Genomic DNA, 23,924 nt, shown 5'->3' with positions numbered 1-23,924 from the left:
CGAAAGCCGTACTGGTGGGTAACGTCCGGGCAGTCCACTACCCCCCTTGCCTGATCATGGACCGCAGCCGAGCAGCGCCCCTCGAAGACGCGGCGGCGCCGGCGCCCGACGAGGAGCAGCAGTCTTGCGCGAGTTCAGCCTTCCGGCCCTCTATGAGGTCCCTGCGGACGGAAACCTGACGGATCTGATCCGCCGCAACGCCGCGCAGCGCCCCGATGTCGTCGTCATAGGCCGCAAGGCCGGCAACCGCTGGGAGGACGTCACCGCCGCCGCCTTCCTCGCCGAGGTCCGCACGGCCGCCAAGGGCCTGATCGCCTCCGGTGTGCGGCCGGGCGACCGGGTCGCGCTGATGTCCCGCACCCGCTACGAGTGGACGCTGCTGGACTTCGCGATCTGGAGCGCCGGCGGCGTGACCGTGCCGGTGTACGAGACCAGCTCGGCCGAGCAGATCCAGTGGATCCTCAGCGACTCCGGCGCGGTCGGCTGCATCGTCGAGAGCGCCGCCCACGAGGCGGCCGTCGAGTCCGTGAAGGACCGGCTGCCCGAGCTCGCCCACGTCTGGCAGATCGAGGCCGGCGCCGTCGAGCGGCTGCGCGAGGCCGGCGCCGGCGTCACCGACGAGGAGGTCGACGAGCGCAGCGCCCTCGCGAACGCCGACTCGCCCGCGACCATCGTCTACACCTCCGGCACCACGGGCCGCCCCAAGGGCTGCGTCCTGACCCACCGCGCGTTCTTCGCCGAGTGCGGCAACGCCGTGGAGCGGCTCAAGCCGCTGTTCAACACGGGCGACTCGTCCGTCCTGCTCTTCCTCCCCACCGCCCACGTCTTCGGGCGCCTGGTGGAGATCTCCGCGATGCTCGCGCCGATCCGCCTGGGCTGCGTGCCCGACATCCGCAACCTGACGGACGAGCTCGCCTCCTTCCGCCCGACCCTGATCCTGGGCGTGCCCCGCGTCTTCGAGAAGGTCTACAACGGCGCCCGCGCCAAGGCCCAGGCCGACGGCAAGGGCAAGATCTTCGACAAGGCCGCGGACACCGCCATCGCCTACAGCCGCGCCCTGGACGCCCCCTCCGGGCCGGGCCTCGGCCTGCGCCTGAAGCACGCCGTCTTCGACAAGCTCGTCTACGGCAAGCTGCGGGCGGTCCTCGGCGGCCGGGCGACCCACGCCATCTCCGGCGGCGGGCCGCTGGGCGAGCGCCTGGGCCACTTCTACCGCGGCATCGGCTTCACCGTCCTGGAGGGCTACGGCCTGACCGAGTCCTGCGCCGCGACCGCGTTCAACCCCTGGGACCGGCCGAAGATCGGCACGGTCGGGCAGCCGCTGCCCGGCTCGGTGGTGCGCATCGCCGACGACGGCGAGGTGCTGCTGCACGGCGAGCACCTCTTCCAGGGCTACTGGAACAACGAGGCGGCCACCGAGGAGGCGATGTCCGACGCCTGGTTCCACACCGGCGACCTCGGCACGCTCGACGAGGACGGCTACCTCACGATCACCGGCCGCAAGAAGGAGATCATCGTCACCGCGGGCGGCAAGAACGTCGCCCCGGCCGTGATCGAGGACCGCATCCGGGCCCACGCCCTGATCGCCGAGTGCATGGTCGTCGGTGACGCCCGCCCCTTCGTCGGCGCGCTCATCACCCTCGACGAGGACTTCCTGCCGCGCTGGCTCGCCGACCACGGCAAGCCGGCCGGGACGACGCCGGCCGAGCTGGCCGAGGACCCCGACCTGCTGGCGGACGTGCAGAAGGCCGTCGACGACGGCAACGCGGCGGTGTCGAAGGCGGAGTCGGTGCGCAAGTTCCGCATCCTGCCCGCGCAGTTCACGGAGGCGTCGGGACACGTGACGCCGTCGCTGAAGCTGAAGCGGAACGTGGTGGCGAAGGACTTCGCGGACGAGATCGAGGCGATCTACCGCGCGTAGCGCGGGGCGGCCACCGGGCTTCCGGTGGCCGCGGTCGCCCGTACAGCGGCTACAGCAGTTCCTTCAGGCGCTCGGCCAGGAGGTCCCAGCGCCACTTCTCCTCCACCCACTGCCGGCCCCGCGCGCCCATGCGCGCGCGCAGCTCCGGGTCGCGCAGCAGCGTCACGATGCGGTCCGCGGCCTGGGCCGGCGAGCCGCCCTTCACCACATAGCCCGTCTCGCCCTCCAGGACCGCGTCCGGCGCGCCGCCCGAGTCGCCGGCGACGACCGGCAGGCCCGTCGCCGACGCCTCCAGGTAGACGATGCCGAGCCCTTCGACGTCGAGGCCGCCGCGGCGCGTGCGGCAGGGCATGGCGAAGACGTCGCCCGCCCCGTAGTGCGCGGGCAGCTCCTCCCACGGCACGGCGCCCGTGAAGCGCACGGCGCGGGCGACGCCCGTCTCCTCGGCCAGCTTCCGCAGGTCGTCCTCGTACGGGCCGCCGCCGACGACGAGCAGCACCGCGTCGGGTACGGCCGCCAGGATCCGGGGCATGGCGAGGATCAGCGTGTCCTGGCCCTTGCGCGGCACGAGCCGCGAGACGCACACCACCACGGGCCGGTCCGCGAGACCGAGCCGGGCCCGGACCTCGTCGCCGCCGGAGCCCGGGTGGAAGGTCTTCTCGTCCACGCCCGGCGGCAGTTGCACCATGCGGGACGCCGCCTCGTCCGTCAGCGCGGAGGCGATCCGCGAGCGGGTGTACTCGCCCAGATAGGTGAGGGTGTCGGTGCCCTCGCCGATCCGCCGCAGCAGTTGCCGTGACGCGGGCAGCTGCGCCCAGCCGGCCTCGTGCCCGTGCGTCGTTGCGACCAGGCGGCGCGCGCCCGCCTTGCGCAGGGCCGGGGCCATGAGCCCGAGCGGGGCCGCGGCCCCGAACCACACCGAGGTGCAGCCGTGTTCGCGCAGCAGGCCGGTGACGCGCCGCGTTATCCGGGGCGTCGGCAGCAGCATGGTGGTGCGGTCGCGGACGACCGTGAACGGCTGCTCGGCGTCGAAGCGCGCGGTGGCCTCCGCGCCCTCCTGGCCGCGCTTCCAGGTGGAGGCGTAGACGACGATGCCCGACGGGTCCAGGCGCAGCGCCATGTTGTGCAGGAACGCCTGGATGCCGCCGGGGCGGGGCGGGAAGTCGTTGGTGACGACGAGGGTCTTGTCCATCGCCGTCCGACAGTACCGGGTGCGATCGGGGGCAGTCGGGGGCCCGTCCCGCCACGTCACCGCACATGGACCCGCCGGGGCGGCATCATGCCTTGCAGTAGCGGCGCGTGTACGGCGTGTAGTCACCGTGAAGGGCGAGGTGGATATGGCGGGCAGGGGTTTGCGGCTCTCGGTCGCGGTGTGGGCCGTCACCCGGGCCGTGCTGCTGATGTGCGTGCTGCGGATGTGGGTGATGCCCGGGTCGGACGTCTCCGTCGACATCGAGGTGATCTACCAGGGCTGGTACGGGGTGCTGCGCACCGGCACCTTCCCGTACGACGACGTCACCTGGCAGTACCCGCCGGCCGCCGCCCTCGCCGTGCTCGCCCCCGGCCTGCTGCCGTTCCTCGACTACGCCCCCGCCTTCTTCGTCGTGTGCTTCCTCGCGGACGCCGCGGTCTACGCGCTGCTGCTGTACGCGGTGCGGGGCGGGCGGCGCCCGGCCGCCGGGGTGTGGGCGTGGGTGGCCGGCGTCCCGCTGCTCGGCCCCATCGTCTACGCCCGCTACGACGTGATGGTCACGGCCGTCGCGGTGGCCGCCCTGCTCGCGGCGGGCCGCCGGGCCCGGCTCTCCGGCGCCCTCACGGCCTTCGGGGCGCTGCTGAAGGTGTGGCCGGTGCTGCTGCTCGTCGGCACGGAGCGGGGGCCGCGCACGCGCTCGGCGTGGAGCGCGGCGGCGGTGACGGCCGCGGTGCTCGGGCTGCTGTTCGCCGCGGCGATGCCGGGGGCGCTGGCCTTCCTGACCTTCCAGCGGGACCGGGGCACGGAGGTGGAGTCCCTGGGCTCGCTCGTCTTCCACCTGGGGCGGCACGCCGGCTGGCACGGGCACGCGCGGCTGCACTACGGCTCTGTCGAGTTCCTCGGCCCGTACGTCCACACCGTGAGCCGGCTCGCGCTCGCGCTGAGCGTGCTGGCGTTCGCCTGGCTGCTGCTGTGGCGCGTGCGCGCGCGGCGGTTCACGGCGTGCACGCCGTACGAGGCGGCGTTCGCGGCGGTGCTGCTGTTCACCACGACCAGCCGGGTGATCAGCCCGCAGTACGTGGTGTGGCTGCTCGGGCTGGCGGCGGTGTGCCTGACGATGGGTACGACGCGGCAGCGGCTGCCGATCGCTCTCGTGCTGCTGGCCGCGCCGCTGACGCAGCTGGAGTTCCCGATCTGGTTCTCCCACGTCGTCGCCAGCGACAAGCTGGGCGTGGCCACGCTGACCCTGCGGAACGGGTTGCTGGTCGTGGCGACGTGGATCGCGTGCGCGCGGCTGTGGCGCGAAACGGTGTCCGTACCGGGGACGCGGGACGCCCCCGACGACCCCCCTTCGGAACAGGAACGGGTACCGGTCCCGGTCGGAGGCGGCTGATCCGCCGCCGGGCGTGCACCTTGCCGCAGGCAAGAAAAATCCGCCGCGACGGCGCGCAACCCCCACCGGAGGTGTCCGGCGGTGCCGGGCCCCGCTCAAGCCGGACGTACCGGATCAACCCGCCCGCAGCTGCTCCGCCATGAAGCCGCGCCAGCGGGCCGTGAACTCGGACGGTGAGACGCCGAGGACGGCGCGCAGCGCATCCTCGACCGCGCCGTCGCGGCGGCCGTGCTCCCCCACCGCGCGGTAGAACGCGACGAGTTTCTCCTCGCTCCACCGCTCGGCGATCAGACGGCAGGCCAGCCACCCCTCCTCGTACGCGCGGGCGAGCTTCCCCGCCTCCCCGGCGAAGCCGAAGTCGGGGTCGCCGGGGAGCTCCCCGGGGAGCCGGCCCGCCGCGGCCGCGCGGGCGAGCTCGGGCGCGGCCTGGCGCGCGGTGCGGCCCGTGCCGCGGTAGGCGGCCCAGTCGGCGAAGCCCTCGGACAGCCACAGCGGCGTGGCCTTCGTCGTCTTGGCGCGCGTGGCGACGTGCGCGGTCTCGTGGGTGAGGACGATGCGCCGCCCGAACTCGCCGAGGACGCCGTACGCCTCGGGGTTGACGATGATGCGGTCCGCCGGCGCGGCGGCGCCCGTGCCGCCCGCCTCGCCGGTGGTGACGGCGGCGATGCCCCGGTAGTTGGAGACGGGCGAGTCCAGGAGCGCGGCCATCCGCTCCAGCGAGGCCGGCATCTCGACGACGACCCGCCCCGGCCACTCGCGCGGCCCGGCGTGCCAGGCGGCGCCCACGGCGGGCACGGCCTTGTCGGCGAGGCCGGCGAGGGCGCGCAGCCGCTCGCGGTCCTGGCCGACGCCGAGGACGAGGCTGCGCTCGCCGCGGACGACGGTGACGGGGCCCTGCTGCCACAGCTGCCGGCCGCCCCGCTGGGCGGCCTCCGCGGCCACGTACCACTGCCCGCCCCGTTCGACGAGGGTGAGCCGGGTGCGGGTCGTGACGGGGACGCCGTCGTAGCCGGCCAGCCGGTACCGCAGCTCGGCGTCGACCGCGACCCGCCGCCCGCCGCCGTCGCCGCGCTCCGGGGTGAAGCCGCCCGTGCGCAGGAGCCGGTAGTCCCAGGAGGCGAGCGGCACGGCGGCGAGGTTGGCGAAGACGCGGCGCTGCTCGGCGCGGTAGCCCTCGGCGTCCGGGTCGACGGCGGCCAGGAAGGCGCTCTCGTCGCGGTTGCGGACGCCGGCGGCCCACCGGTCGAGGGCGCCCTGCAGGGCCCGGTCCCGGGCGCCGGATCCGCCGGTGAGGCCGGAGCAGCCGGTCAGGCAGCCGAGGACGGCCTGGAGGGCCAGCAGGGCGCACACCACGCGGCGGCGGGCCGGCCCGCGGCCGCCGCCCGCCCGCGCGCTCCCGCGTCCGCTCCTCCGCCACCGGCCCGTCACGTCCCGCATCGTACGAGCCGCGCGGCCCCCGGCGTGTGTTCAGGGCCGGGTCACGGCCGGGTCACGGAGGAAATCGGCATCATGTTGGCCGGGTCGTAGCGCACGCGGGCGCCGGGGTAGGGCGCGTGCACGACCTGTCCGTTGCCCACGTACATGCCCACGTGGCTGGCGTCGTCGCGGTAGATGACCAGGTCGCCGGGGCGGGCCTCGGACAGCGGGACGTGCCGCCCGGCGTTGCGCTGGGCCTGGGAGGTGCGCGGCAGGCCGACCCCGGCCCGGCCGTACGCCCACTGCATGAGCCCGGAGCAGTCGAAGGCGCCGGGCCCGTTCGCGCCCCAGGCGTAGGGCGAGCCGACGGCGGAGCGGGCGGCCATGGCGGCCGCGGCGCCGCGGCCGGAGAAGGCGGTGAGGTCCTGCGGCCCGCCGCCGGGCTCCCCGCCGGGGTGGTCCAGGGTGCGGGCGCCGCCGGAGCGGGAGGCGCGCGCGTAGGCCCGGCGGTCGGCCTCGGGCAGGGCGTTCAGCAGCCGGCGGGCCGTGGCGAGCTTGCTCTCGACCTCGCGCTTGTGGTGCTCGACGGCCTTGCGGGTCTCCTCCAGCTCGCCCAGCATCCGGGCGGCTTCGGTGCGCTCCTGGCGGAGCGCCCGCTGGGCGCCCAGGAGGGCCTTGAGCTGTTCGCCCTGGCGGTCGGAGACCCGGTCGAGGGTGGCGGCGCGCTCCAGGTAGCCGTCGGGGTCGGAGGAGAGGAGCAGCTGGAGGGCGGGGTCGACGGCGCCGCTGCGGTACTGCGCGGCGGCGAGCATGCCGAGGGCGGTGCGCATGTGGTTGACGCGCTCCTGGCCGCGGGCCACGCGGTCGGTGGCCTCGGCGACCTTGCGGCGGAGCTCGCCGGCGCGCTCGCCCGCTTCGTTGAACTTCTCGGTGGCCCGTTCGGCCTGTTCGTAGAGCCGGTCGACCTGCGACTTGACGGTGCCTCGCGACCGGTCGCCGGGGGCGGTGTCGCTCGGCCGCGCTCCGGCCGGGGGTGCCATGGCGGCCGCCGCCGTGGCCACGGCGGCGGACAGGACGGTGACCCGGACGGTCTGGGTGAGACCGGACTGCGAAGAACGGCGGTGGGACGCCACGGGTTGCCGCACTCCCTTCGTTGCTGCGCTGCGGGCGCGGTCGGGACGTGCCGCCGCAGCGCCAGACAGTAGCGGCGCGCTCACCCCGCGTTCAAAGACCGCCGGGGGTGGGAATGGGACGGGAATGCGGACGCCCCGCCGGAGACGCAGGTCACCGGCGGGGCGTGGAGTCAGCGCGGGCCCCCGCGTTTCGCCCGAACGGGCGGCGCGGTCAGCCGTTCGGCCCAGTGGCGGGCCGGTCCGTCAGCCTATGCGGACGCCGAACTGGAAGGGCATGTTGCCCATCGACTCGTAGCGCACGTTGGCGCCCGGCTTGGGGGCGTGCAGGGTCATGCCGTTGCCCGCGTAGAGGCCGATGTGGTGCAGGTCGCCGTAGAAGAGCACCAGGTCGCCGGGCTTGAGCTGGCTCTGGTCGTAGATGCGGGTGCCGGCGTTGGCCTGGTCCTGGGAGATCCGCGGGAGGGTGACGCCGGCCTGGGCGTAGGCCCAGCCGGTCAGCCCGGAGCAGTCGAAGGAGCCCGGCCCGGTCGCGCCCCACACGTACGGGGCGCCGATCTTGCCCTGGGCGGCGGCGAGCGCCGCGGCGGCGCGGCCCGAGGTGGGCACGTCCTTGCCGAGGTCGGGGCGGGAGCTGTCGCGGCCGGCGCGGGCGCCGTCGCCGCCCTTGCCGCCGCCCTCGGCAGCCTTCTCCTTCTCCCCCATGACCTCGGCGCGCTCGGCGGCGGTGAGGGTGTTGAGCTGCTCCTTGGCGGCGGCGAGCTTCTCCTGGACGGCCTCCTTCTGCTCGCCGAGCACCTTGCGGGTCTCCGCGAGGTCCTTGAGCTTGCCGGAGGCCTCCTGGCGCTGCTGCTTGAGCACGCGCTGCTTCTCGGAGATCTGCTTGAGGGTGCCGGCCTGCTTGGCGCTCACCTGGCTGAGCGTCGAGGCCTTGTCGAGGTAGCCGTCCGGGTCGGAGGAGAGGAGCAGCTGCAGCGAGGGGTCGACGGCGCCGCTGCGGTACTGCGCGGTGGCGAGCGAACCGAGGCTGTTGCGCAGCTTGTTGATCTCCTCCTGGCCGCGGGCGACCTTGTCCTGGAGATCGGTGACCTGCTTGTCGAGCTTGTCCTGCTTCTCCTTGGCCCCGTTGTACTTCTCCGTGGCCTGCTCGGCCTCTTCGTAGTACTTGTCGACCTTCTCCTTGACCTCCGCCTTGGAGGCCTTCGGGTCGGCGTGTGCGGCCTGCGAGGTGAGGGCGACGGCGGCGGCTGCGGTCGCCGTCAGGACGGTCACCCGGGCGCGGCCCGGCTGCTTGGGTCGACGGTGGGACGCCACGGAGACGAGCTCCTTCTTCCTCGGCCGCCACCCCACGCCGAAGTAGGCGGTTCGGGCGGGACCTTCACCGTCACCCCTATTGGATGATCAACCGGGCGAAGGTTCGAGGCCCGACCTTAGTGACACCGGAGTGATCCGTTCAAATCCTCATCAGAAAAATCTCGCGCCCCAAGCGAAGCTTTACCAACATGACACATCCGGTGACGGCCGCTTGACCGTCGGACACCGGCGCGTGACCGTCAGGTACGGGCAAGTCGCTTGAGGAGCAGGGCCGATGCCACCGGGCGGGCGCCCGCCTTCGCGACGCCGTCGGCGACCTCGCGGTCGGTGGAGACCACCACGACCGGCCGGCCCGGCGGCTCGGCCCGCACCAGCTGGCGGATCAGCTCGTCGGCGGTGACCCCGGGCTTGCTGAAGAGCACGCGCACGCCGCGCGGCGGCGCGAGCAGGACGGGCGCGGCCAGCTCGGCCCCGTCGAAGACGCACGTGACCTCGGCGCCCGTCTGCGCGGCCAGCATGGCGAGCCCGCCCAGCAGCCGGAGCCGCTGCTTGTCCAGCGGCATCGTCGGATAGCCGGTCTTGGTGACGTTGTAGCCGTCGACCACGAGATGGGCCTGAGGCAGCGCCAGCAGCTGGTCCAGGAGGGCCGGGTCGGTCTCGGACAGAGCGCGCGTGGCGATGTCCTTCGGCGTCATCCGGCCGGGCTCCACGGCGTCGACCGTGTCCGCCGGGTGGACGGAGACGGGCGGCAGCGCCAGCTCGCGCCGCAGCCCCTGGGCCGCGTCCAACACGGTGTCGAGCAGGAGGCGCAGGCGCATGTCCTCCACGCTGCGGCCCTCGCGCACCGCGCGGCGGCTGGCCTCCAGCGCGGCCTCGGCCTCCGACAGCCGCGTCTTCAGCCGCCGCGCCTCGCCCAGCGCCGCCGCCTTCTCGGCCGCGCCGGCCGCGCGCGCGGCCTCCAGCTCGGTCTCCGCCTTGCGCAGCGCGGCCTCGCCGCGCCGCACGTCGGCCAGGGCGCTGCGCAGCTTGCGCTGCAGCGCGTCCGTCTCCCTGCGGACGGCCTCCAGCTCGGCGCGGATCCGCTCGGTCTCGGCGCGGGCCGCTGCCCGCGCCTCCGCCAGCTCCTCGCGCAGCCGCCGCAGTTCGCGCTGGGCCTCCTCGCCGGCGCGCTCCGCGGTCGCCCGCTGCGCCTCCTCGCCGGCCGCCGTGACGAGCTTGACCCAGCCGGCGGGCCGCAGCACGTAGGCCATGGCCGCGACGTCCTCCGGGTCGGCGGCCGCCGGCGGCGAACCCGCGTCCAGCGCCTCGGCGAGCTCCGAGCCCGTCTCGCGCAGCCGGGCCGAGACGCGCTGGCGGAAGGCGGGGTCGTTCTCCACCGCCGCCGCCATCGCGTTGCCCGCGAACTTGGCCCGCCGGCTCGGCGTGAACCGGGAGTACTGCCGCAGCGCCGCCGGGAGTTCGGCCACGGTCAGGCCGCCGAACGCCTCCGCCACCAGGCCGATGACCCGGCGCCGCACGCCCTCCGGCAACGGTCGGTCGAGCACCTCGGCAGCGCCGTCGGTCCCACCGGTGTCACCAGGCCCACCGGCCGCCTCCGCGCCACCCGTGTGCTCCACCACCGCTCACCGCTCCCGTTCTTCAGGCCTTCGCGCCCGGCCGGTCCACCAGCTCGACCTGGTCGACCGCGTTGCACCAGCGGCAACGCACGGACTCGATGGTCTCACTGACCACCTCGCGTTCCTCCACGCGCGGCTCGCCGGCGAGATCGAGGTGCACGAATTCCACGGCTTTGGTCGTACGCGTCACATCGAACCGGGTGAGATTGCCGCACAGCGCGCAGCGCCACCGGGTCCCGGCTGTCGGCTGGGGAACGCCCATCGTGTCGTCCGTCCTCGTCAAGTCCATCGAACTGCGGGTGTGCTTCCCGTAACCCTACGGCCTGATGGTCATGCGGCGCGGAGCGCGGGCCCGCTTCGGCGGCCCGGCGAGGCACTCTGTGGGCTTTGCTGCCCGTACGTCATGATCTGGTCATGTTCGGAAAGGCGGGCAAGGCTCCCCTCGTCACCTACGGCCTCATCGGCGCCTGCTCGGTGGTGTTCGCGCTCGGCCCCGCGTCGGGGCTCACGGCCCCGCTGACCGGCGGCAGCGGCAGCGGCCTCCTGGCCGCGCAGGCCGCCTACTTCGAGCGGTGGGGCGTGGTGCCGGAGGAGCTCTGGAACGGGCCCGCGGCGGAGCTGATCACCCCGCTCACCGCGCTCTTCGTGCACGGCAACTGGCTGCATCTGCTCGGGAACATGCTCTTCCTCTACGTCTTCGGCGCGATGGCCGAGGACCGCATGGGCCGGGGGGCCTTCGCCCTCTTCTACCTCGCCGCCGGGGTGCTGGCACTGCTCGGCTACGCCGTCGTGCACGCCGGCTCCGACCGGACGCTCGTCGGCGCCTCCGGGGCGATCTCCGGCGTGCTCGGGGCCTTCCTCTACCTCTTCCCCCGGGCCCGCGTCACCAGTCTCTTCCCGTTCCTCTTCTTCCTGCCGCTGCGCTTCCCGGCCTGGGCCGTGCTGCTCTTCTGGTTCGCCCTGCAGTGGGCCGCCGCCCGCTCGGCGGGCGACCGGCCCGGCGTCGCCTACCTCGCCCACGTCGTGGGCTTCGCCCTCGGCTTCCTGTACGCGTGGGCGAGGTACGGGCGTACGACTAGAGTGAAGCGGGGCTGCCCCCCGACCCCCGATAGGAGCCCGCCGTGATCACTTCGATCGTCCTGATCAAGACCGACGTCGACCGGATCCCCGAGATCGCCGAGCAGATCGCGGCGATCGAGGGCGTGAGCGAGGTGTACTCGGTCACCGGGGCGCACGACCTGATCGCCATGGTCCGGGTGGCCCGCCACGACGATCTGGCCGACGTCATCCCCGGGCGCATCAGCAAGGTGCCGGGGGTTGCGTCGACGGAGACGCACATTGCGTTCCGCACGTATTCGCAGCACGACCTGGAGGCGGCGTTCGCCATCGGCCTCGAAGCGTAGGCCGGGGCCAGGGTTTGTCCGGCACCGCCGGTCAGCCCGGTGGGGGTTGCCCGCCGCTGCGGCGGAGGAGAAGGCCCCGGTCCCACCCTTTCGCCGTTTCCCCCTGCGGGGGGCCGGGGGGCTTGCCCCCCCGTTTCGGGAAGGGGCGGGTCAGGGGAATCACCCCCGCCGCAGCGGCGATCAGCCACAGCGATCGTGACCGGCGGTGCCGGACCGGCGCGGCCCGCCGTCAGGCGACCGGCACACACCGCCCACCCTCCGTCCGGTAGGACCACTTCGCTCCGTCGCGGACGAGCTCACCGACCGCCGTCACGAAGCGCTCGACGTGCTCGTCGGGCGTGCCCGCACCGAAGCTGACCCGGATCGCGTTGAGGGGCGCCCCCTCGTCGGAGCCGCACCCGCCGTCCGCCGAGGACGCACCGCCCACCAGCGTCCGCACCAGCGGATGCGCGCAGAAGAGGCCGTCCCGGACGCCGATCCCGTACTCCGCGGAGAGCGCCGCCGCGAAGTGCGAGCTGTTCCAGCCGTCGACGGTGAACGAGAGCACGCCCACGCTCGGGGCGTCCGGCCCGAACAGCGACAGCACCCGCACCCCCGGCACCGCCGCGAGCCCCTCCCGCACCCGGGCGATGAGCTCCCGCTCCCGCTCGGCGAGCCGGTCGAAGCCCGCCTCGGTGAGCGCCTTGCAGGCGGAGGCGATGGCGTAGGCGCCGATGACGTTGGGCGAGCCGGCCTCGTGCCGGGCGACGCCCTCGTGCCAGTCGACCTCCACCTCGCCGGCGGCGCCCCGGGCGACGCGCCGGCTCGCGCCGCCGCCCGCCAGGTAGGGCTCGGCGTCCCGGAGCCAGTCGGCGCGCCCGGCGAGCACGCCCGCGCCGAAGGGGGCGTACAGCTTGTGCCCGGAGAAGGCGACCCAGTCCGTGTCCAGCTCGGCGATGTCCACCCGCTGGTGGGGCACGAGCTGGGCCGCGTCGACCACGATCCGCGCGCCGTGGGCGTGCGCCGCGGCCGCCAGCTCCCGCACGGGCCACAGTTCGCCGGTCACGTTGGACGCGCCGGTCACGCACACGAGCGCCGTCCCGTAGGGCTCGCGGGCCGCAAGCGCCCGCTCCAGCGTCTCGACCGCCTGCGCCGGGGTGCGCGGGGCGGCCAGGTAGGTCACGGCGACGTCCGCGCGCCGCTCCCAGGGCAGCAGTGCCGCGTGGTGCTCGGTCTCGAAGACGAACACGCGGGTGCCGGCGGGCAGTACGGCGGCGAGCAGGTTGAGGGAGTCGGTGGTCGAGCGGGTGAAGACGACCTGGTCGTCGTCCCGGCAGCCGAGGAACTCCGCGACGTCCGCCCGGCTGTTCTCGAACAGCTCGGTCGACAGCTGCGAGAGGTATCCCGCGCCGCGGTGCACGCTGCCGTAGTAGGGCGCGTACGCCGCCACGTCGTCCCAGACGCGCTGCAGGGCGGGCGCGCTGGCCGCGTAGTCCAGGGCCGCGTAGGTCACCTCTCCCCCGGTGACCAGCGGGACGCGGACATCACACCCCAGAACCGGCAGAGGGGTGCAAACGGGGCGGTCGGTGGCAAGGGTGGGGACGGACATGGCGAACTCCCGTAAGAAGGCAGGCGAATTCCACCGCGCGACGGCGCGGGAAGGGGAAGGAAGGTATGCGGAAAAGGGGCTCTTCGAGCCCTATCGCATTCGCTGAACCACGGAAGGAACTCCCTCGGCAACCAGGATCCCTGGCGAGGGATCCGCGCTTGCCGCAGACCTCGCTGCCTGCGACCTGGTCATCACCCGGGGCACCCCGCCACGGAAGGAGGGTTGCCGGACAGCGGGCCGGGGCCGTGTCGCTGTCACTCGTGACCTTGGCCAGGAGTATGGCACAGCTGATCGCCGTGCGAAAAGGGCGTCCGCATCACGGACGCCCCCTTCCCGCACGGCCTCAGGCGTTACGACCTCAGGCGTTACGACCTCACGCGTTGCTGGCCGCGACCCAGCGTTCGAGCGCCCGCCGCGCCGCACCCGAGTCGACGGACTCGGCGGCCCGCTCCAGGCCCGCGGCGATCTGCTCCGTCAGCGGCGCCTCCGTGGGCGCCAACGCCACCAGCGCCGCCGCGGAGTTGAGGAGCACCGCGTCCCGTACGGGACCGGTCTCGCCGGCCAGCACCCGCCGCGCCACGTCCGCGTTGTACGACGCGTCGGCCCCCCGCAGCGCCTCCACGGGCACCAGGCCGATGCCCACGTCCCGCGGGTCGAAGGCCTCCTCGCGGACCGTGCCGCCGGAGACCACCCACACCCGGGAGGTCGCGGTCGTGGTGAGCTCGTCCAGGCCGTCGTCGCCGCGGAAGACCAGCGCCGAGGAGCCGCGCTCGGCGAGCACCCCGGCGAGGATCGGCGCCATCCGCGGGTCGGCGACGCCGGTCGCCTGCGCCCGCACCTTGGCGGGGTTGGTGAGCGGGCCCAGCACGTTGAAGGTGGTCCGGATGCCCAGCTCGCGCCGCGCCGCGGCCACGTGCCGCAGCGAGGGGTGGAACTTCACGGCGAAGCAGAAGGTGATCCCGGCCTCCTCGGCCACCTCCACGACCCGCCGCGGGGTGAGGTCGAGGTTGACGCCCAGCTTCTCCAGGACGTCCGAGGCCCCGCTGGCGGAGGACGCCGCGCGGTTGCCGTGCTTGACGACCTTCGCGCCGGTGCCGGCCACGACGATCGAGGACATGGTGGAGATGTTGACGGTCTTGGCGCCGTCGCCGCCGGTGCCGACGATGTCCACGCTCGGGCCCGGCACCTCGATCAGCCGGGCGTGCTCGTACATCGCGCGCACCAGGCCGGAGATCTCGGCGACCGTCTCGCCCTTGGCGCGCAGGGAGACCAGGAAGCCCGCGATCTGCGCGTCGGTGGCCTCGCCGCGCATGATCCGGTCCATGGCCCAGGCGGTGTCGTCGGCGGTGAGGTCGCGGCCGGTGAGGAGGGCGTCCAGCAGACCCGGCCAGGAGGGGGCCACCGCGCTGTCGCCGCCTGCCGGGGTCACAACGTTCATGGTCCACGCTCCTGGTGGTCGGTCCGGAGGGCCGGGGTCCTCCCGGGGGCCCTGCCCGCCCAGCCTATCCACCCCGCAGGACAGCGAAGAGCCCCGTCCAGGGCCTGGACGGGGCTCTCGCTGTGGCGATCAGCGATCAGGGTGGATCAGCGGGTGATCCGGAGATCAGTGGTGGCCGTGGCCGCTCGTGATCTCCTCGTACTCCTCGCGGGTGGCCTTGGGGATCTGGGTCCCCTCGCCGTAGAAGCCCTTGGAGAGCTTCACCCGCAGGCGCTGGCCGGCGCCGGCCTTGCGGGCCACGCCGTTCTCGTCGTACTCCGGCTCCAGCTCGAGCGGCCTGGGCTGCTCGTGCGCCGTGAGGGTGTGCAGCTGCTCCTGCGAGAGCGGCTCGTGGACCTCGACGAACTCACCGTGCGGCAGCCGCTTGATGATGCCGGACTCGCGCCCGTGCAGCACCTTGTCGCGGTCGCGGCGCTGCAGGCCCATGCAGATCCGGCGGGTGGCGATGAACGTCAGGACCGGGATCACGAAGAAGCCGATGCGGACGAACCAGGTGATGGCGTTGATCGACAGGTGGAAGTGGGTGGCCCACAGGTCGTTTCCACCACCGACCAGCATCACGAAGTACGCGGCGATCCAGGCGGCACCGAAGGCGGTGCGCGTCGGGGCGTTGCGCGGGCGGTCCAGCAGGTGGTGCTCGCGCTTGTCACCGGTGACCCAGGACTCGATGAACGGCCAGACGGCGATCGCACCGAGCACCAGCGGGAAGATGACCAGCGGGATGAACACGCCCAGGACGAGCGTGTGGCCCCACAGGTTGATCTCCCAGCCCGGCATGACACGGATCAGACCCTCGGCGAAGCCCATGTACCAGTCGGGCTGGGCGCCGGTGGACACCTGGTCCGGGCGGTACGGGCCGATGGCCCAGATCGGGTTGATCGAGGCGATCGCCGCGATGGCCGCGATGATGCCGAAGACCAGGAAGAAGAAGCCACCGGCCTTGGCCATGTAGACCGGCATCAGCGGGAGGCCGACGACGTTCTTGTTGGTCCGGCCCGGGCCGGGGAACTGCGTGTGCTTGTGGTAGATCACGAGGATCAGGTGGGCCACGAGCAGGCCGAGCATGATGCCCGGCAGCAGCAGGACGTGGATGGAGAAGAACCGCGGCACGAAGTCCGAGCCGGGGAACTCGCCGCCGAAGAGGAACATCGAGATGTACGTGCCGACGATCGGCACGGACAGGATCGCGCCCTCCATGAAGCGGACACCGGTGCCGGAGAGCAGGTCGTCCGGGAGCGAGTAACCGGTGAAGCCGGTGAACATGCCGAGGACGAACAGCAGGAAGCCGAACAGCCAGTTGACCTCACGCGGCTTGCGGAACGCGCCGGTGAAGAACACGCGCATCATGTGCACGAACATGCCCGCGAGGAAGATCAGGGCAGCCCAGTGGTGGATCTGCCGGATGAGCAGACCGCCGCGCACGTCGAAGCTGATGTTCAGGGTGGAGGCGAAGGCCTCCGACATCCGCATGCCCTGCATCGGGACGTACGGACCGTGGTAGACGACCTCTTCCATGCTGGGGTGGAAGAACAGCGTCAGGTACACACCCGTGAGGATGATGATGACGAAGCTGTAGAGGCAGACCTCGCCCAGCATGAAGGACCAGTGGTCCGGGAAGATCTTCCGCATGTTGGCCTTGGCCAGGGAGTAGATCCCGAGGCGGCCGTCGGCCCAGTCGGCTACCCGCTCGCCTGCGGGCGCCTTGCGGCGGCCCGGCGCACCGGGCTGGTTGGTGGTCGTAGTGCTCATCCGCGCTCCCAGTAGGCAGGACCGACGGGCTCGGCGAAGTCGCCCATGGCCTCAAGGTAGCCCTTGTCGTTGACCTTGATCCGCAGCTGCGGAAGGGCGTGGCCGGCCGGGCCGAAGATCACGCGTCCGCCGTCGGAAAGGTCGAAGGTGGACTGGTGGCAGGGGCACAGCACGTGGTGCGTCTGCTGCTCGTAGAGGCTGATCGGGCAGCCGACGTGGGTGCAGATCTTGGAGAACGCGACGATGCCGTCGGCCGACCAGTCGAGCTCGCGCTTGTCCTTGATGTTCTCCGGGCGGAGCCGGACGATCATCAGGGCTGCCTTGGCGATCTCCTTCTGGAAGTCGTGGTCCTCCTCCTTCATGCCCTCGGGCATGGCGAAGGTGAGGGAGCCGACCTGGATGTCCTCGGGACGCAGCGGCTGCAGCGTGTTCTGGTTGATCAGCATCTTGCCCTCGGACCAGGCGGTCTTGCGGAGCTTGGTGCCCGGCAGCGGTCCGAGGTCGCGCAGCAGCATCACGCCGGAGAGCGGCACCAGGGCCAGCGCACCGAACATGGTGTTGCGGATCAGCTTGCGGCGGCCGAAGGCCGACTCCTCCGCGCCCTGCTTGAAGTCCGCCAGGACCTTGGCCTTGACGTCGGGCTCGGCGGAGATGGCGTGGCGCTCGTCGGCGACCTCCACGTCGGACATCAGGGTGCGGGCCCAGTGGACCGCGCCCGCGCCGATGCAGAACAGCGCCACCGCCAGGGTGAGCCCCAGCGAGAAGTTCAGGGCGCTGATGTGGCCGATCGGGAACACGTAGATGTTCTTGTCGACCGGCACGCTCACGTAGGAGGCGATGAAGCCGACGGTGGCCAGCATCGAGAGCAGGAACAGGAAGGCGACCACGCGCTCGGAGCGCTTGGCGGCCCGCTCGTCGATGTCCTGGATGCGGGGCTCGTGCGGCGGCAGGCCGGGGTCGGCGAACGGGTCGCCGGCCGTCTTCGTCACGGCACCGCCGTGCGCGTCCTGCGTGCTCGGCAGGTTCTCTTCTGGAATGTCTTGGCTACTCATGACTTCTTGGCCTTAGCGGTGTGGGCCGCGACCCAGATGGCTACTGCGATCAGCGCGCCCAGGCCGAAGATCCAGGCGAACAGACCCTCGCTGACCGGGCCGAGCCCGCCCAGCTCCAGGCCGCCCGGGCTCTCCGACTTGCTGCTGTTGACCGTGTCGAGGTACGCGATGATGTCCTTCTTGTTCTTCTCCGACATCGTCGTGTCGGGGAAGGAAGGCATGTTCTGCGGGCCGGTCTGCATGGCCTCGTAGATGTGCTTGGGGTTGACGTCCTCAAGCGTGGGGGCGAACTTGCCGTTGGAGAGCGCGCCGCCCTTACCGGTGAAGTTGTGGCACTGGGCGCAGTTGGTGCGGAAGAGCTCCCCGCCCTTGGCGATGTCCGCGCCGTCCGGGCTGTACTGATCCTTGGTCGGGACCGAGGGGCCGGCGCCCAGCGAGGCGATGTACGCGGCGAGCTGGTCGATCTCGGCCTGCGAGTAGATCGCCTTCTTGCGGGGGGCCTGGGCACCCTGCTGCTGGAGCGGCATGCGGCCGGTGGCGACCTGGAAGTCGACGGCCGCGGCGCCCACGCCGACGAGGCTCGGGCCGTCGGTGGTGCCCTGACCGCCGGTGCCGTGGCAGCTTGCGCAGCCCACGGAATAGAGCTTCTTGCCCTCCTCGATGGCGAGGGACTGGGCGGTTTCATCGGCCTTGGCCGTGTCCGCCGGCGCGAACGCGGCGTACAGCCCCCCAGTGACCGCCAGCGCGAAGAGTAGGACGACGACCGCCGCCAGCGGATGGCGTCGTCGTGCGGAGAGCTTTTTCACGGATTACCCCGGTGTCAGGATCTTCTGCGTCGATCTGGACTGTTGGTCCGGTGCGGGACGGGACCGATTACTTGATCAAGTAGATCGTGGCGAAGAGGCCGATCCACACCACGTCGACGAAGTGCCAGTAGTAGGACACGACGATGGCCGCCGTCGCCTGGTGGTGGGTGAACCTCTTGGCCGCGTACGTCCTGCCCAGAACCAGCAGGAAGGCGATCAGACCGCCCGTCACGTGCAGGCCGTGGAAGCCGGTCGTCAGGTAGAACACCGAGCCGTACGGGTCGGAGGAGAGCGAGAGCCCGTCCTTCTTCACGAGGTCGGTGTACTCGAAGACCTGGCCGCCGATGAAGATGGCACCCATCACGAAGGTGATCACGAACCACGTGCGCAGCTTCTTCACGTCGCCGCGCTCGGCGGCGAAGACGCCGAGCTGGCAGGTGAGGGAGGAGAGCACCAGGATCGTGGTGTTCGTCGCCGAGAACGGAAGGTTCAGCGCGGACGCCTTTTCCGACCAGAACTCGGTGCCGCTCACCGATCGCAGGGTGAAGTACATCGCGAAGAGGGCCGCGAAGAACATCAGCTCGGAACTCAACCAGATGATGGTTCCGACGCTGGTGAGGTTCGGTCGATTGACCGACGGGTGTGCGTGCCCGGTATCTGTTGCTGTTGCAGTCGCCACGACCGACATTATGTCGGTCGCTTATCTCGTGCTCACTCCGGGGGGTGCCGTTCGGTGTGTCAAGAGCATGTGCGCTGCTCGTACGGCCCAGTGCGGGGGTCCCCCAAAGGGGGGAACCGGACGTTCCGGGGTGCCCGGCGGCCCTGACGGGCCCTCCTCCGGAAGGGTGTTCGCGGAGTAGAGTCCGGCCATCGATCAGCTCCACGTCAGATCCACAGCTGTGCCGAACACAAGCCTGGAGGAACGATGCAGCCGACGGCCACCGTGCTGGTCTACAGCGACAACGCGGACACCCGCGAGCAGGTCCGGCTGGCCGCCGGACGCAGGCCCGCCGCCGACGTGCCGCCGGTCGTGTACGTGGAGTGCGCGACGCTCCCGGGCGTGCTCACGGCCCTGGAGGAGCACCACGTGGACGTGTGCGTGCTGGACGGCGAGACGGCGCCCGCGGGCGGCATGGGGGTGTGCCGGCAGCTGAAGGACGAGGTGTTCCGCTGCCCGCCCGTGCTGCTGCTGATGGGCCGCCCGCAGGACGCCTGGCTGGCCACCTGGAGCCGGGCGGACGCGGCCGTGACGCATCCGCTGGACCCGGGCGTGTTCGCCGAGGCGCTGGCGGGCCTGCTGCGCAGCCGGAAGGCCGTGGACGCCTGAGGGGCGGCCGCTAGAGCTCGGGGCGCAGGCGGGCGGCGTCGGCGGGGCCGCTCCCCTGCTTCTTGCCCCCGACGAGTGCACTGCCCTTGCGCCATTCGTCCCAGTCCATGTTCCAGTCGCCGAAGCCGTTGTCGAAGGGCGTCATGGTGGCGCCCGCGCTGCCCACGACCTTGACGATGTCGCCGACGTGGACGGTGTCGAAGAACCACTTGGCGTTGGCGGTGCTCATGCCCGTGCAGCCGTGGCTGACGTTCTCCCAGCCCTGGGAGCCCTCGGACCAGGGGGCGGCGTGCACGTACTCGCCGCTCCAGGTGACCCGGGTGGCCCAGTAGACGGGCAGGTCGTAGGAGTCCGCGCTGCCCTCGGCGATGCCGATGCTGGTGCCGCGCATGCGTACGAAGGATTCCCGGCCCAGGATCACCTTGACCCCGTTGCGGGTGGCGTAGCCGGGTTTGCCGGTGGTCACCGGGATGGAGCGGATCTCCTTGCCGTTGCGCAGCACGGTCATGCTGTGGGCGCCGGCGTCGGTGACGGCCTCGATGCGGTCGCCGGTGGTGATCCGGACAGGCTTGGAGGGCCCTCCGTAGAGGCCTCCGCCGACCTTGATCCCGTCGAGGGTCGCGTGCACCTCGACGGTTGCGTTGGCCGGCCAGTACTCCTTGGGCCGGTAGTGCAGGGTGCGGTTGTCCACCCAGTGCCAGGCGCCCTCGACGGTGGGCTGCGACTCGACCCTGAGCGTGCGTTCGACGACGGCGCGGGCGGCCGGGTCCTGGACGGGGGTGCTCAGCTCGGCGGTGATGGGCTGTCCCACCCCGTAGGTGCCGCTCTGCGGGCCGAAGCTGACGCGCAGGAGGCGGTCCGCCGGGTTGGTGTCGAAGCCGATCGTGCGGCGCCCCTGGGCGCCGTTCTCGTCCTCGGTGGTGACGCGGACGGTGTAGTGGGCGCCGGCGGCCAGGGCGCCGGTGCTGTGCCAGCGGGAGCCGTCGGCGGAGAGCTCGCCCTTGACGTAGCGGCCGGCGGCGTCCGTGGCGGTGACGTCGGTGATCCGGTCGTCGCCCCTGGCCGTCACCTCCAGCGGCTTGCTGGGGTCCGCCTTCTGCCCGTCGCGTGCGCCGGCGATCTCCACCTGGCCACTGGCGTCGTAGGGCTTGTCGGCCAGCGGGTTGGACGAGCCGCCGCAGGCGGTGACCCCCACCGCCAGCGCGGTCAGCAGCACGGCGCCGCAGAGCGCCAAGCGGTGTCGAGGTGACTGGGTCATGCTCAACACCGTAGGGACGTCCGGGGGATACGGCCTGCCGGGTGACTGCAAACGGGTGGTTGTGCGCCCGGGCGGCCCCGGACACGCGCCGGGCCCCGCACACCGGTGAGGTGTGCGGGGCCCGTACGTACGGCCTGCTGCGGGCCGTTACTGGTTCTGGTTCTCGCCGCGGTAGAACTCGAACACCCAGCCGAAGAGACCGACCATGATGATCGGGGCCGAGAAGTACATCAGCCACCAGCCGAAGCAAATGCTCATGAAGGCGAGGGCGCCACCGACCGCCAGGGAGAGCGGCTGCCAGCTGTGCGGGGCGAAGAAGCCCAGCTCGCCGGCGTCGTCGGCGACGTCCGCCTCCTTGTTGTCACCGGCACCGGTGTCCACCCGGCGCGCGGTGAACGCCAGGTAGTAGCCGACCATGATGCACAGGCCGAAGGCCAGGAAGAGCGCCGTCGTGCCGGCCGGCTCCTTCGACCACACGCCATAGACGCACGCCATGGCGAGGATGAAGACGGAGAGCCAGATGAACATCTTGCCCTGGATCTTCACTTGCCGGCCTCCTTGCCACCCGCGAGGGCCTTCTCAGCCGCGAGGTTCTCTTCGAGCTCCAGGGCCGCGATCTCCGGGTGGTGCAGGTCGAACGCCGGGGATTCGGAGCGGATGCGCGGCAGCGTGAGGAAGTTGTGCCGCGGCGGCGGGCAGGACGTGGCCCACTCCAGCGAGCGGCCGTAGCCCCACGGGTCGTCGACCTCGACCTTCTTGCCGTACTTGGCGGTCTTCCAGACGTTGTACATGAACGGCAGGATCGACAGGCCCAGCAGGAAGGAGCTGATGGTCGAGATGGTGTTCAGCGTGGTGAAGCCGTCGGCGGCCAGGTAGTCGGCGTAGCGGCGGGGCATGCCCTCGGCGCCGAGCCAGTGCTGCACCAGGAACGTGCCGTGGAAGCCCACGAACAGCGTCCAGAAGGTGATCTTGCCGAGCTTCTCGTCCAGCATCTTGCCCGTGAACTTCGGCCACCAGAAGTGGAAGCCGGAGAACATCGCGAACACCACGGTGCCGAAGATGACGTAGTGGAAGTGCGCGACCACGAAGTACGAGTCGGAGACGTGGAAGTCCATCGGCGGCGAGGCCAGGATGACGCCGGTCAGACCACCGAAGGTGAAGGTGATCAGGAAGCCGACGGCCCACAGCATCGGGGTCTCGAAGGACAGCGAGCCCTTCCACATGGTGCCGATCCAGTTGAAGAACTTCACACCGGTCGGGACCGCGATCAGGAAGGTCATGAAGGAGAAGAACGGCAGCAGCACGCCACCGGTGACGTACATGTGGTGCGCCCACACGGTCACCGACAGACCCGCGATCGAGATCGTGGCCGCGATCAGACCCCAGTAACCGAACATCGGCTTGCGGGAGAAGACCGGGATGACCTCGGAGATGATGCCGAAGAACGGCAGCGCGATGATGTACACCTCGGGGTGGCCGAAGAACCAGAAGAGGTGCTGCCACAGCAGGGCACCGCCGTTGGCCGCGTCGAAGACGTGGGCCCCGAACTTGCGGTCCGCCTCCAGGGCGAACAGCGCGGCCGCCAGCACCGGGAAGGCCAGCAGGACCAGCACACCGGTCAGCAGCACGTTCCAGGTGAAGATCGGCATGCGGAACATCGTCATGCCGGGCGCGCGCATGCAGATGATCGTGGTGATGAAGTTGACCGAACCGAGGATCGTGCCGAAGCCGGAGAAGGCCAGACCCATGATCCACATGTCGGCGCCGACGCCCGGCGAGCGGACGGCGTCCGACAGCGGGGAGTAGGCGAACCAGCCGAAGTCGGCCGCACCCTGCGGGGTGAGGAAGCCGGCCACGGCGATGAGCGAGCCGAAGAGGTAGAGCCAGTAGGCGAACATGTTCAGCCGCGGGAACGCCACGTCGGGCGCGCCGATCTGCAGCGGCATGATCCAGTTCGCGAAACCGGCGAACAGCGGCGTCGCGAACATCAGCAGCATGATCGTGCCGTGCATCGTGAACGCCTGGTTGAACTGCTCGTTCGACATGATCTGCGTGCCGGGACGGGCGAGTTCGGCGCGCATCAGCAGCGCCATCAGACCGCCGATGCAGAAGAACGCGAACGACGTGACCAGGTAGAGCGTGCCGATGGTCTTGTGGTCGGTGGTGGTGAGCCACTTGACCGCGTTGATACCGGGCTGCTTCTGGCGGACTGGCGGTGCTGCCGTGGCTGTCGCGGCGGCGGCACCCTGGGGTTCGTTGAGGATGCTCACTTGTTCTTGGTCTCCGCGTTCTTCGCGTGATCCGTCTGCGCGATGCCCGCCGGCTGGTAGCCGGTCTGGCCCTTGGCGGCCAGCTCCTTCAGGTGCTGCTTGTAACGCTCAGGAGAGACGACCTTGACGTTGAAGAGCATCCGGGAGTGGTCCTGGCCGCAGAGCTCGGCGCACTTGCCCAGGAAGGTGCCCTCCTTGTTGGGGGTCACCGTGAAGCTGTTGGTGTGCCCCGGGATGACGTCCTGCTTCATCAGGAACGGCACCACCCAGAAGGAGTGGATGACGTCCCGCGAAGTGAGCACGAACTCGACCGTCTCACCCTTGGGCAGCCACAGCGTGGGGCCGGGGTTGCCGGTCTGCTCGTTGCGCGTGCCGGGGATGCCGATGTCGTAGACACCCTCCGCGCCCTTCGGTGCCTTGGTCAGGAACCGGTCCGGGATCGCGTCGAGCTCCTTGTTCTCCCGGAGCGGCTTCGCCGGGGTCGCGGCGTTGCCGTCGACGTCCTCCATGTAGTTGAAGGCCCAGCTCCACTGGAAGCCCACCACGTTGATGACGTGCTTGGGCTTGTCCGGGTTGGTCAGCAGCTTGTTCTCGTCACGCGCGGTGAAGTAGAAGAGCACCGACACGATGATGATCGGGACCGCCGTGTAGAGCGCCTCGATCGGCATGTTGTACCGGGTCTGCTGGGGCACCTCCACCTTCGTCCGGCTGCGCCGGTGGAAGATGACGCTCCAGATGATCAGGCCCCACACCAGGACACCGACCACGAGGGCGGCGGCCCAGGAGCCCTGCCACAGGGAGAGGATCCGCGGCGCCTCTTCCGTGACGGGAGTGGGCATTCCGAGGCGGGGGAAGTCCTTATATGTGCAACCGGAGGCGGTCGCCAGGACAGCGCCCGCGGCCAGCGCCTGCAGCAGCTTCCGCCGCACCGGGCGCCGCGACGAGCGGTCGGAGCCGTTGGGACTCACGTAGCGCCTTCCCGAGAGTCTCG

At 71.5% G+C, this 23,924-nt stretch carries 21 protein-coding genes and 1 riboswitch; of the genes, 5 read left to right on the top strand and 16 right to left on the bottom strand.

Going from position 1 to position 23,924, the window contains the following annotated elements:
- Window positions 1-124 precede the first annotated feature (124 nt).
- Window positions 125-1,921: an AMP-dependent synthetase/ligase gene (locus tag ACSNOH_RS08165; protein ID WP_436720543.1), complete on the top strand. Its 1,797-nt coding sequence runs from the start codon at window positions 125-127 to the stop codon at window positions 1,919-1,921.
- A gap of 49 nt (window positions 1,922-1,970) precedes the next feature.
- Here the strand turns inward: ACSNOH_RS08165 and ACSNOH_RS08160 are convergent, their stop codons facing one another.
- Window positions 1,971-3,113: a glycosyltransferase family 4 protein gene (locus ACSNOH_RS08160; protein ID WP_436720542.1), complete on the bottom strand. Its 1,143-nt coding sequence runs from the start codon at window positions 3,111-3,113 to the stop codon at window positions 1,971-1,973.
- A 145-nt stretch (window positions 3,114-3,258) separates the two neighbouring features.
- Between ACSNOH_RS08160 and ACSNOH_RS08155 the strand changes: the two genes are divergently transcribed.
- A complete protein-coding gene (locus tag ACSNOH_RS08155) occupies window positions 3,259-4,506 on the top strand; it encodes a glycosyltransferase 87 family protein (RefSeq protein WP_436720541.1) in 1,248 nt (415 codons plus the stop codon).
- A gap of 114 nt (window positions 4,507-4,620) precedes the next feature.
- Here ACSNOH_RS08155 and ACSNOH_RS08150 read toward each other — a convergent pair whose 3' ends face one another.
- From ACSNOH_RS08150 to ACSNOH_RS08130, 5 genes are all read right to left on the bottom strand, one after another.
- On the bottom strand, window positions 4,621-5,934 hold the full coding sequence (locus ACSNOH_RS08150) for a hypothetical protein (RefSeq protein WP_436720540.1): 1,314 nt from the start codon (window positions 5,932-5,934) through the stop codon (window positions 4,621-4,623).
- A 50-nt stretch (window positions 5,935-5,984) separates the two neighbouring features.
- Window positions 5,985-7,055, bottom strand: coding sequence for an NlpC/P60 family protein (locus ACSNOH_RS08145; RefSeq protein WP_436720539.1), 1,071 nt, complete (start codon window positions 7,053-7,055; stop codon window positions 5,985-5,987).
- A 243-nt stretch (window positions 7,056-7,298) separates the two neighbouring features.
- Complete coding sequence (locus ACSNOH_RS08140; protein WP_436720538.1) at window positions 7,299-8,366, bottom strand: NlpC/P60 family protein; 1,068 nt, start codon at window positions 8,364-8,366, stop codon at window positions 7,299-7,301.
- Window positions 8,367-8,605: 239 nt separating this feature from the next.
- Window positions 8,606-9,985: an NYN domain-containing protein gene (locus tag ACSNOH_RS08135; RefSeq protein WP_436720537.1), complete on the bottom strand. Its 1,380-nt coding sequence runs from the start codon at window positions 9,983-9,985 to the stop codon at window positions 8,606-8,608.
- A 19-nt stretch (window positions 9,986-10,004) separates the two neighbouring features.
- On the bottom strand, window positions 10,005-10,244 hold the full coding sequence (locus ACSNOH_RS08130; RefSeq protein WP_436720554.1) for a hypothetical protein: 240 nt from the start codon (window positions 10,242-10,244) through the stop codon (window positions 10,005-10,007).
- Window positions 10,245-10,396: 152 nt separating this feature from the next.
- Here ACSNOH_RS08130 and ACSNOH_RS08125 point away from each other — a divergent pair, with 152 nt between their 5' ends.
- Together ACSNOH_RS08125 and ACSNOH_RS08120 are read left to right on the top strand one after the other, a co-directional pair.
- Window positions 10,397-11,107: a rhomboid family intramembrane serine protease gene (locus ACSNOH_RS08125; protein ID WP_436720536.1), complete on the top strand. Its 711-nt coding sequence runs from the start codon at window positions 10,397-10,399 to the stop codon at window positions 11,105-11,107.
- Window positions 11,104-11,385 (top strand): Lrp/AsnC family transcriptional regulator, encoded by a 282-nt coding sequence (locus ACSNOH_RS08120; RefSeq protein WP_030364653.1) that lies wholly within the window; start codon window positions 11,104-11,106, stop codon window positions 11,383-11,385. The genes ACSNOH_RS08125 and ACSNOH_RS08120 overlap by 4 nt, the downstream gene beginning before the upstream one ends.
- A 229-nt stretch (window positions 11,386-11,614) precedes the next feature.
- Here the strand turns inward: ACSNOH_RS08120 and ACSNOH_RS08115 are convergent, their stop codons facing one another.
- From ACSNOH_RS08115 to ctaE, 6 genes are all read right to left on the bottom strand, one after another.
- Window positions 11,615-12,973 (bottom strand): aminotransferase class V-fold PLP-dependent enzyme, encoded by a 1,359-nt coding sequence (locus tag ACSNOH_RS08115; RefSeq protein ID WP_436720535.1) that lies wholly within the window; start codon window positions 12,971-12,973, stop codon window positions 11,615-11,617.
- 149 nt (window positions 12,974-13,122) lie between these two features.
- A riboswitch (SAM riboswitch) is annotated at window positions 13,123-13,239 on the bottom strand.
- A 107-nt stretch (window positions 13,240-13,346) separates the two neighbouring features.
- Window positions 13,347-14,411, bottom strand: a complete 1,065-nt coding sequence (gene trpD / locus ACSNOH_RS08110; RefSeq protein WP_436720534.1) for an anthranilate phosphoribosyltransferase — start codon at window positions 14,409-14,411, stop codon at window positions 13,347-13,349.
- A 165-nt stretch (window positions 14,412-14,576) separates the two neighbouring features.
- Complete coding sequence (gene qcrB / locus ACSNOH_RS08105; protein ID WP_436720533.1) at window positions 14,577-16,220, bottom strand: cytochrome bc1 complex cytochrome b subunit; 1,644 nt, start codon at window positions 16,218-16,220, stop codon at window positions 14,577-14,579.
- Window positions 16,217-17,272 (bottom strand): cytochrome bc1 complex Rieske iron-sulfur subunit, encoded by a 1,056-nt coding sequence (qcrA, locus tag ACSNOH_RS08100; protein ID WP_436720532.1) that lies wholly within the window; start codon window positions 17,270-17,272, stop codon window positions 16,217-16,219. Before qcrA ends, qcrB begins: the two co-directional genes overlap by 4 nt.
- Complete coding sequence (gene qcrC / locus ACSNOH_RS08095; protein WP_436720531.1) at window positions 17,269-18,078, bottom strand: cytochrome bc1 complex diheme cytochrome c subunit; 810 nt, start codon at window positions 18,076-18,078, stop codon at window positions 17,269-17,271. Before qcrC ends, qcrA begins: the two co-directional genes overlap by 4 nt.
- 67 nt (window positions 18,079-18,145) lie before the next feature.
- Window positions 18,146-18,766 (bottom strand): aa3-type cytochrome oxidase subunit III, encoded by a 621-nt coding sequence (gene ctaE / locus ACSNOH_RS08090; protein ID WP_436720530.1) that lies wholly within the window; start codon window positions 18,764-18,766, stop codon window positions 18,146-18,148.
- Between the two features lie 237 nt (window positions 18,767-19,003).
- Here ctaE and ACSNOH_RS08085 point away from each other — a divergent pair, with 237 nt between their 5' ends.
- The gene (locus ACSNOH_RS08085; protein ID WP_436720529.1) at window positions 19,004-19,405 is read left to right on the top strand and encodes a hypothetical protein; all 402 of its coding nucleotides are present in this window, start codon (window positions 19,004-19,006) and stop codon (window positions 19,403-19,405) included.
- Window positions 19,406-19,415: 10 nt separating this feature from the next.
- On the opposite strand, the gene ACSNOH_RS08080 is transcribed toward ACSNOH_RS08085, so the two are convergent.
- From ACSNOH_RS08080 to ctaC, 4 genes are all read right to left on the bottom strand, one after another.
- Window positions 19,416-20,663 (bottom strand): Ig-like domain-containing protein, encoded by a 1,248-nt coding sequence (locus tag ACSNOH_RS08080; protein ID WP_436720528.1) that lies wholly within the window; start codon window positions 20,661-20,663, stop codon window positions 19,416-19,418.
- A 147-nt stretch (window positions 20,664-20,810) separates the two neighbouring features.
- Window positions 20,811-21,209 (bottom strand): cytochrome c oxidase subunit 4, encoded by a 399-nt coding sequence (locus tag ACSNOH_RS08075; RefSeq protein ID WP_436720527.1) that lies wholly within the window; start codon window positions 21,207-21,209, stop codon window positions 20,811-20,813.
- Window positions 21,206-22,933 carry an aa3-type cytochrome oxidase subunit I gene (gene ctaD, locus ACSNOH_RS08070; protein ID WP_436720526.1) on the bottom strand — a complete coding sequence of 576 codons (1,728 nt, stop codon included), beginning with the start codon at window positions 22,931-22,933 and terminating at the stop codon, window positions 21,206-21,208. The genes ACSNOH_RS08075 and ctaD overlap by 4 nt, the downstream gene beginning before the upstream one ends.
- Window positions 22,930-23,901, bottom strand: coding sequence for an aa3-type cytochrome oxidase subunit II (gene ctaC / locus ACSNOH_RS08065; protein WP_436720525.1), 972 nt, complete (start codon window positions 23,899-23,901; stop codon window positions 22,930-22,932). Before ctaC ends, ctaD begins: the two co-directional genes overlap by 4 nt.
- Between the last annotated feature and the right edge of the window lie 23 nt (window positions 23,902-23,924).

Origin of the sequence: Streptomyces sp. URMC 127 (assembly GCF_051386535.1) — a bacterium.
Classification (GTDB): domain Bacteria; phylum Actinomycetota; class Actinomycetes; order Streptomycetales; family Streptomycetaceae; genus Streptomyces.
The sequence above is the reverse complement of the archived record's forward strand: the minus strand, read 5'-3'. Positions and strand labels throughout refer to the sequence as shown.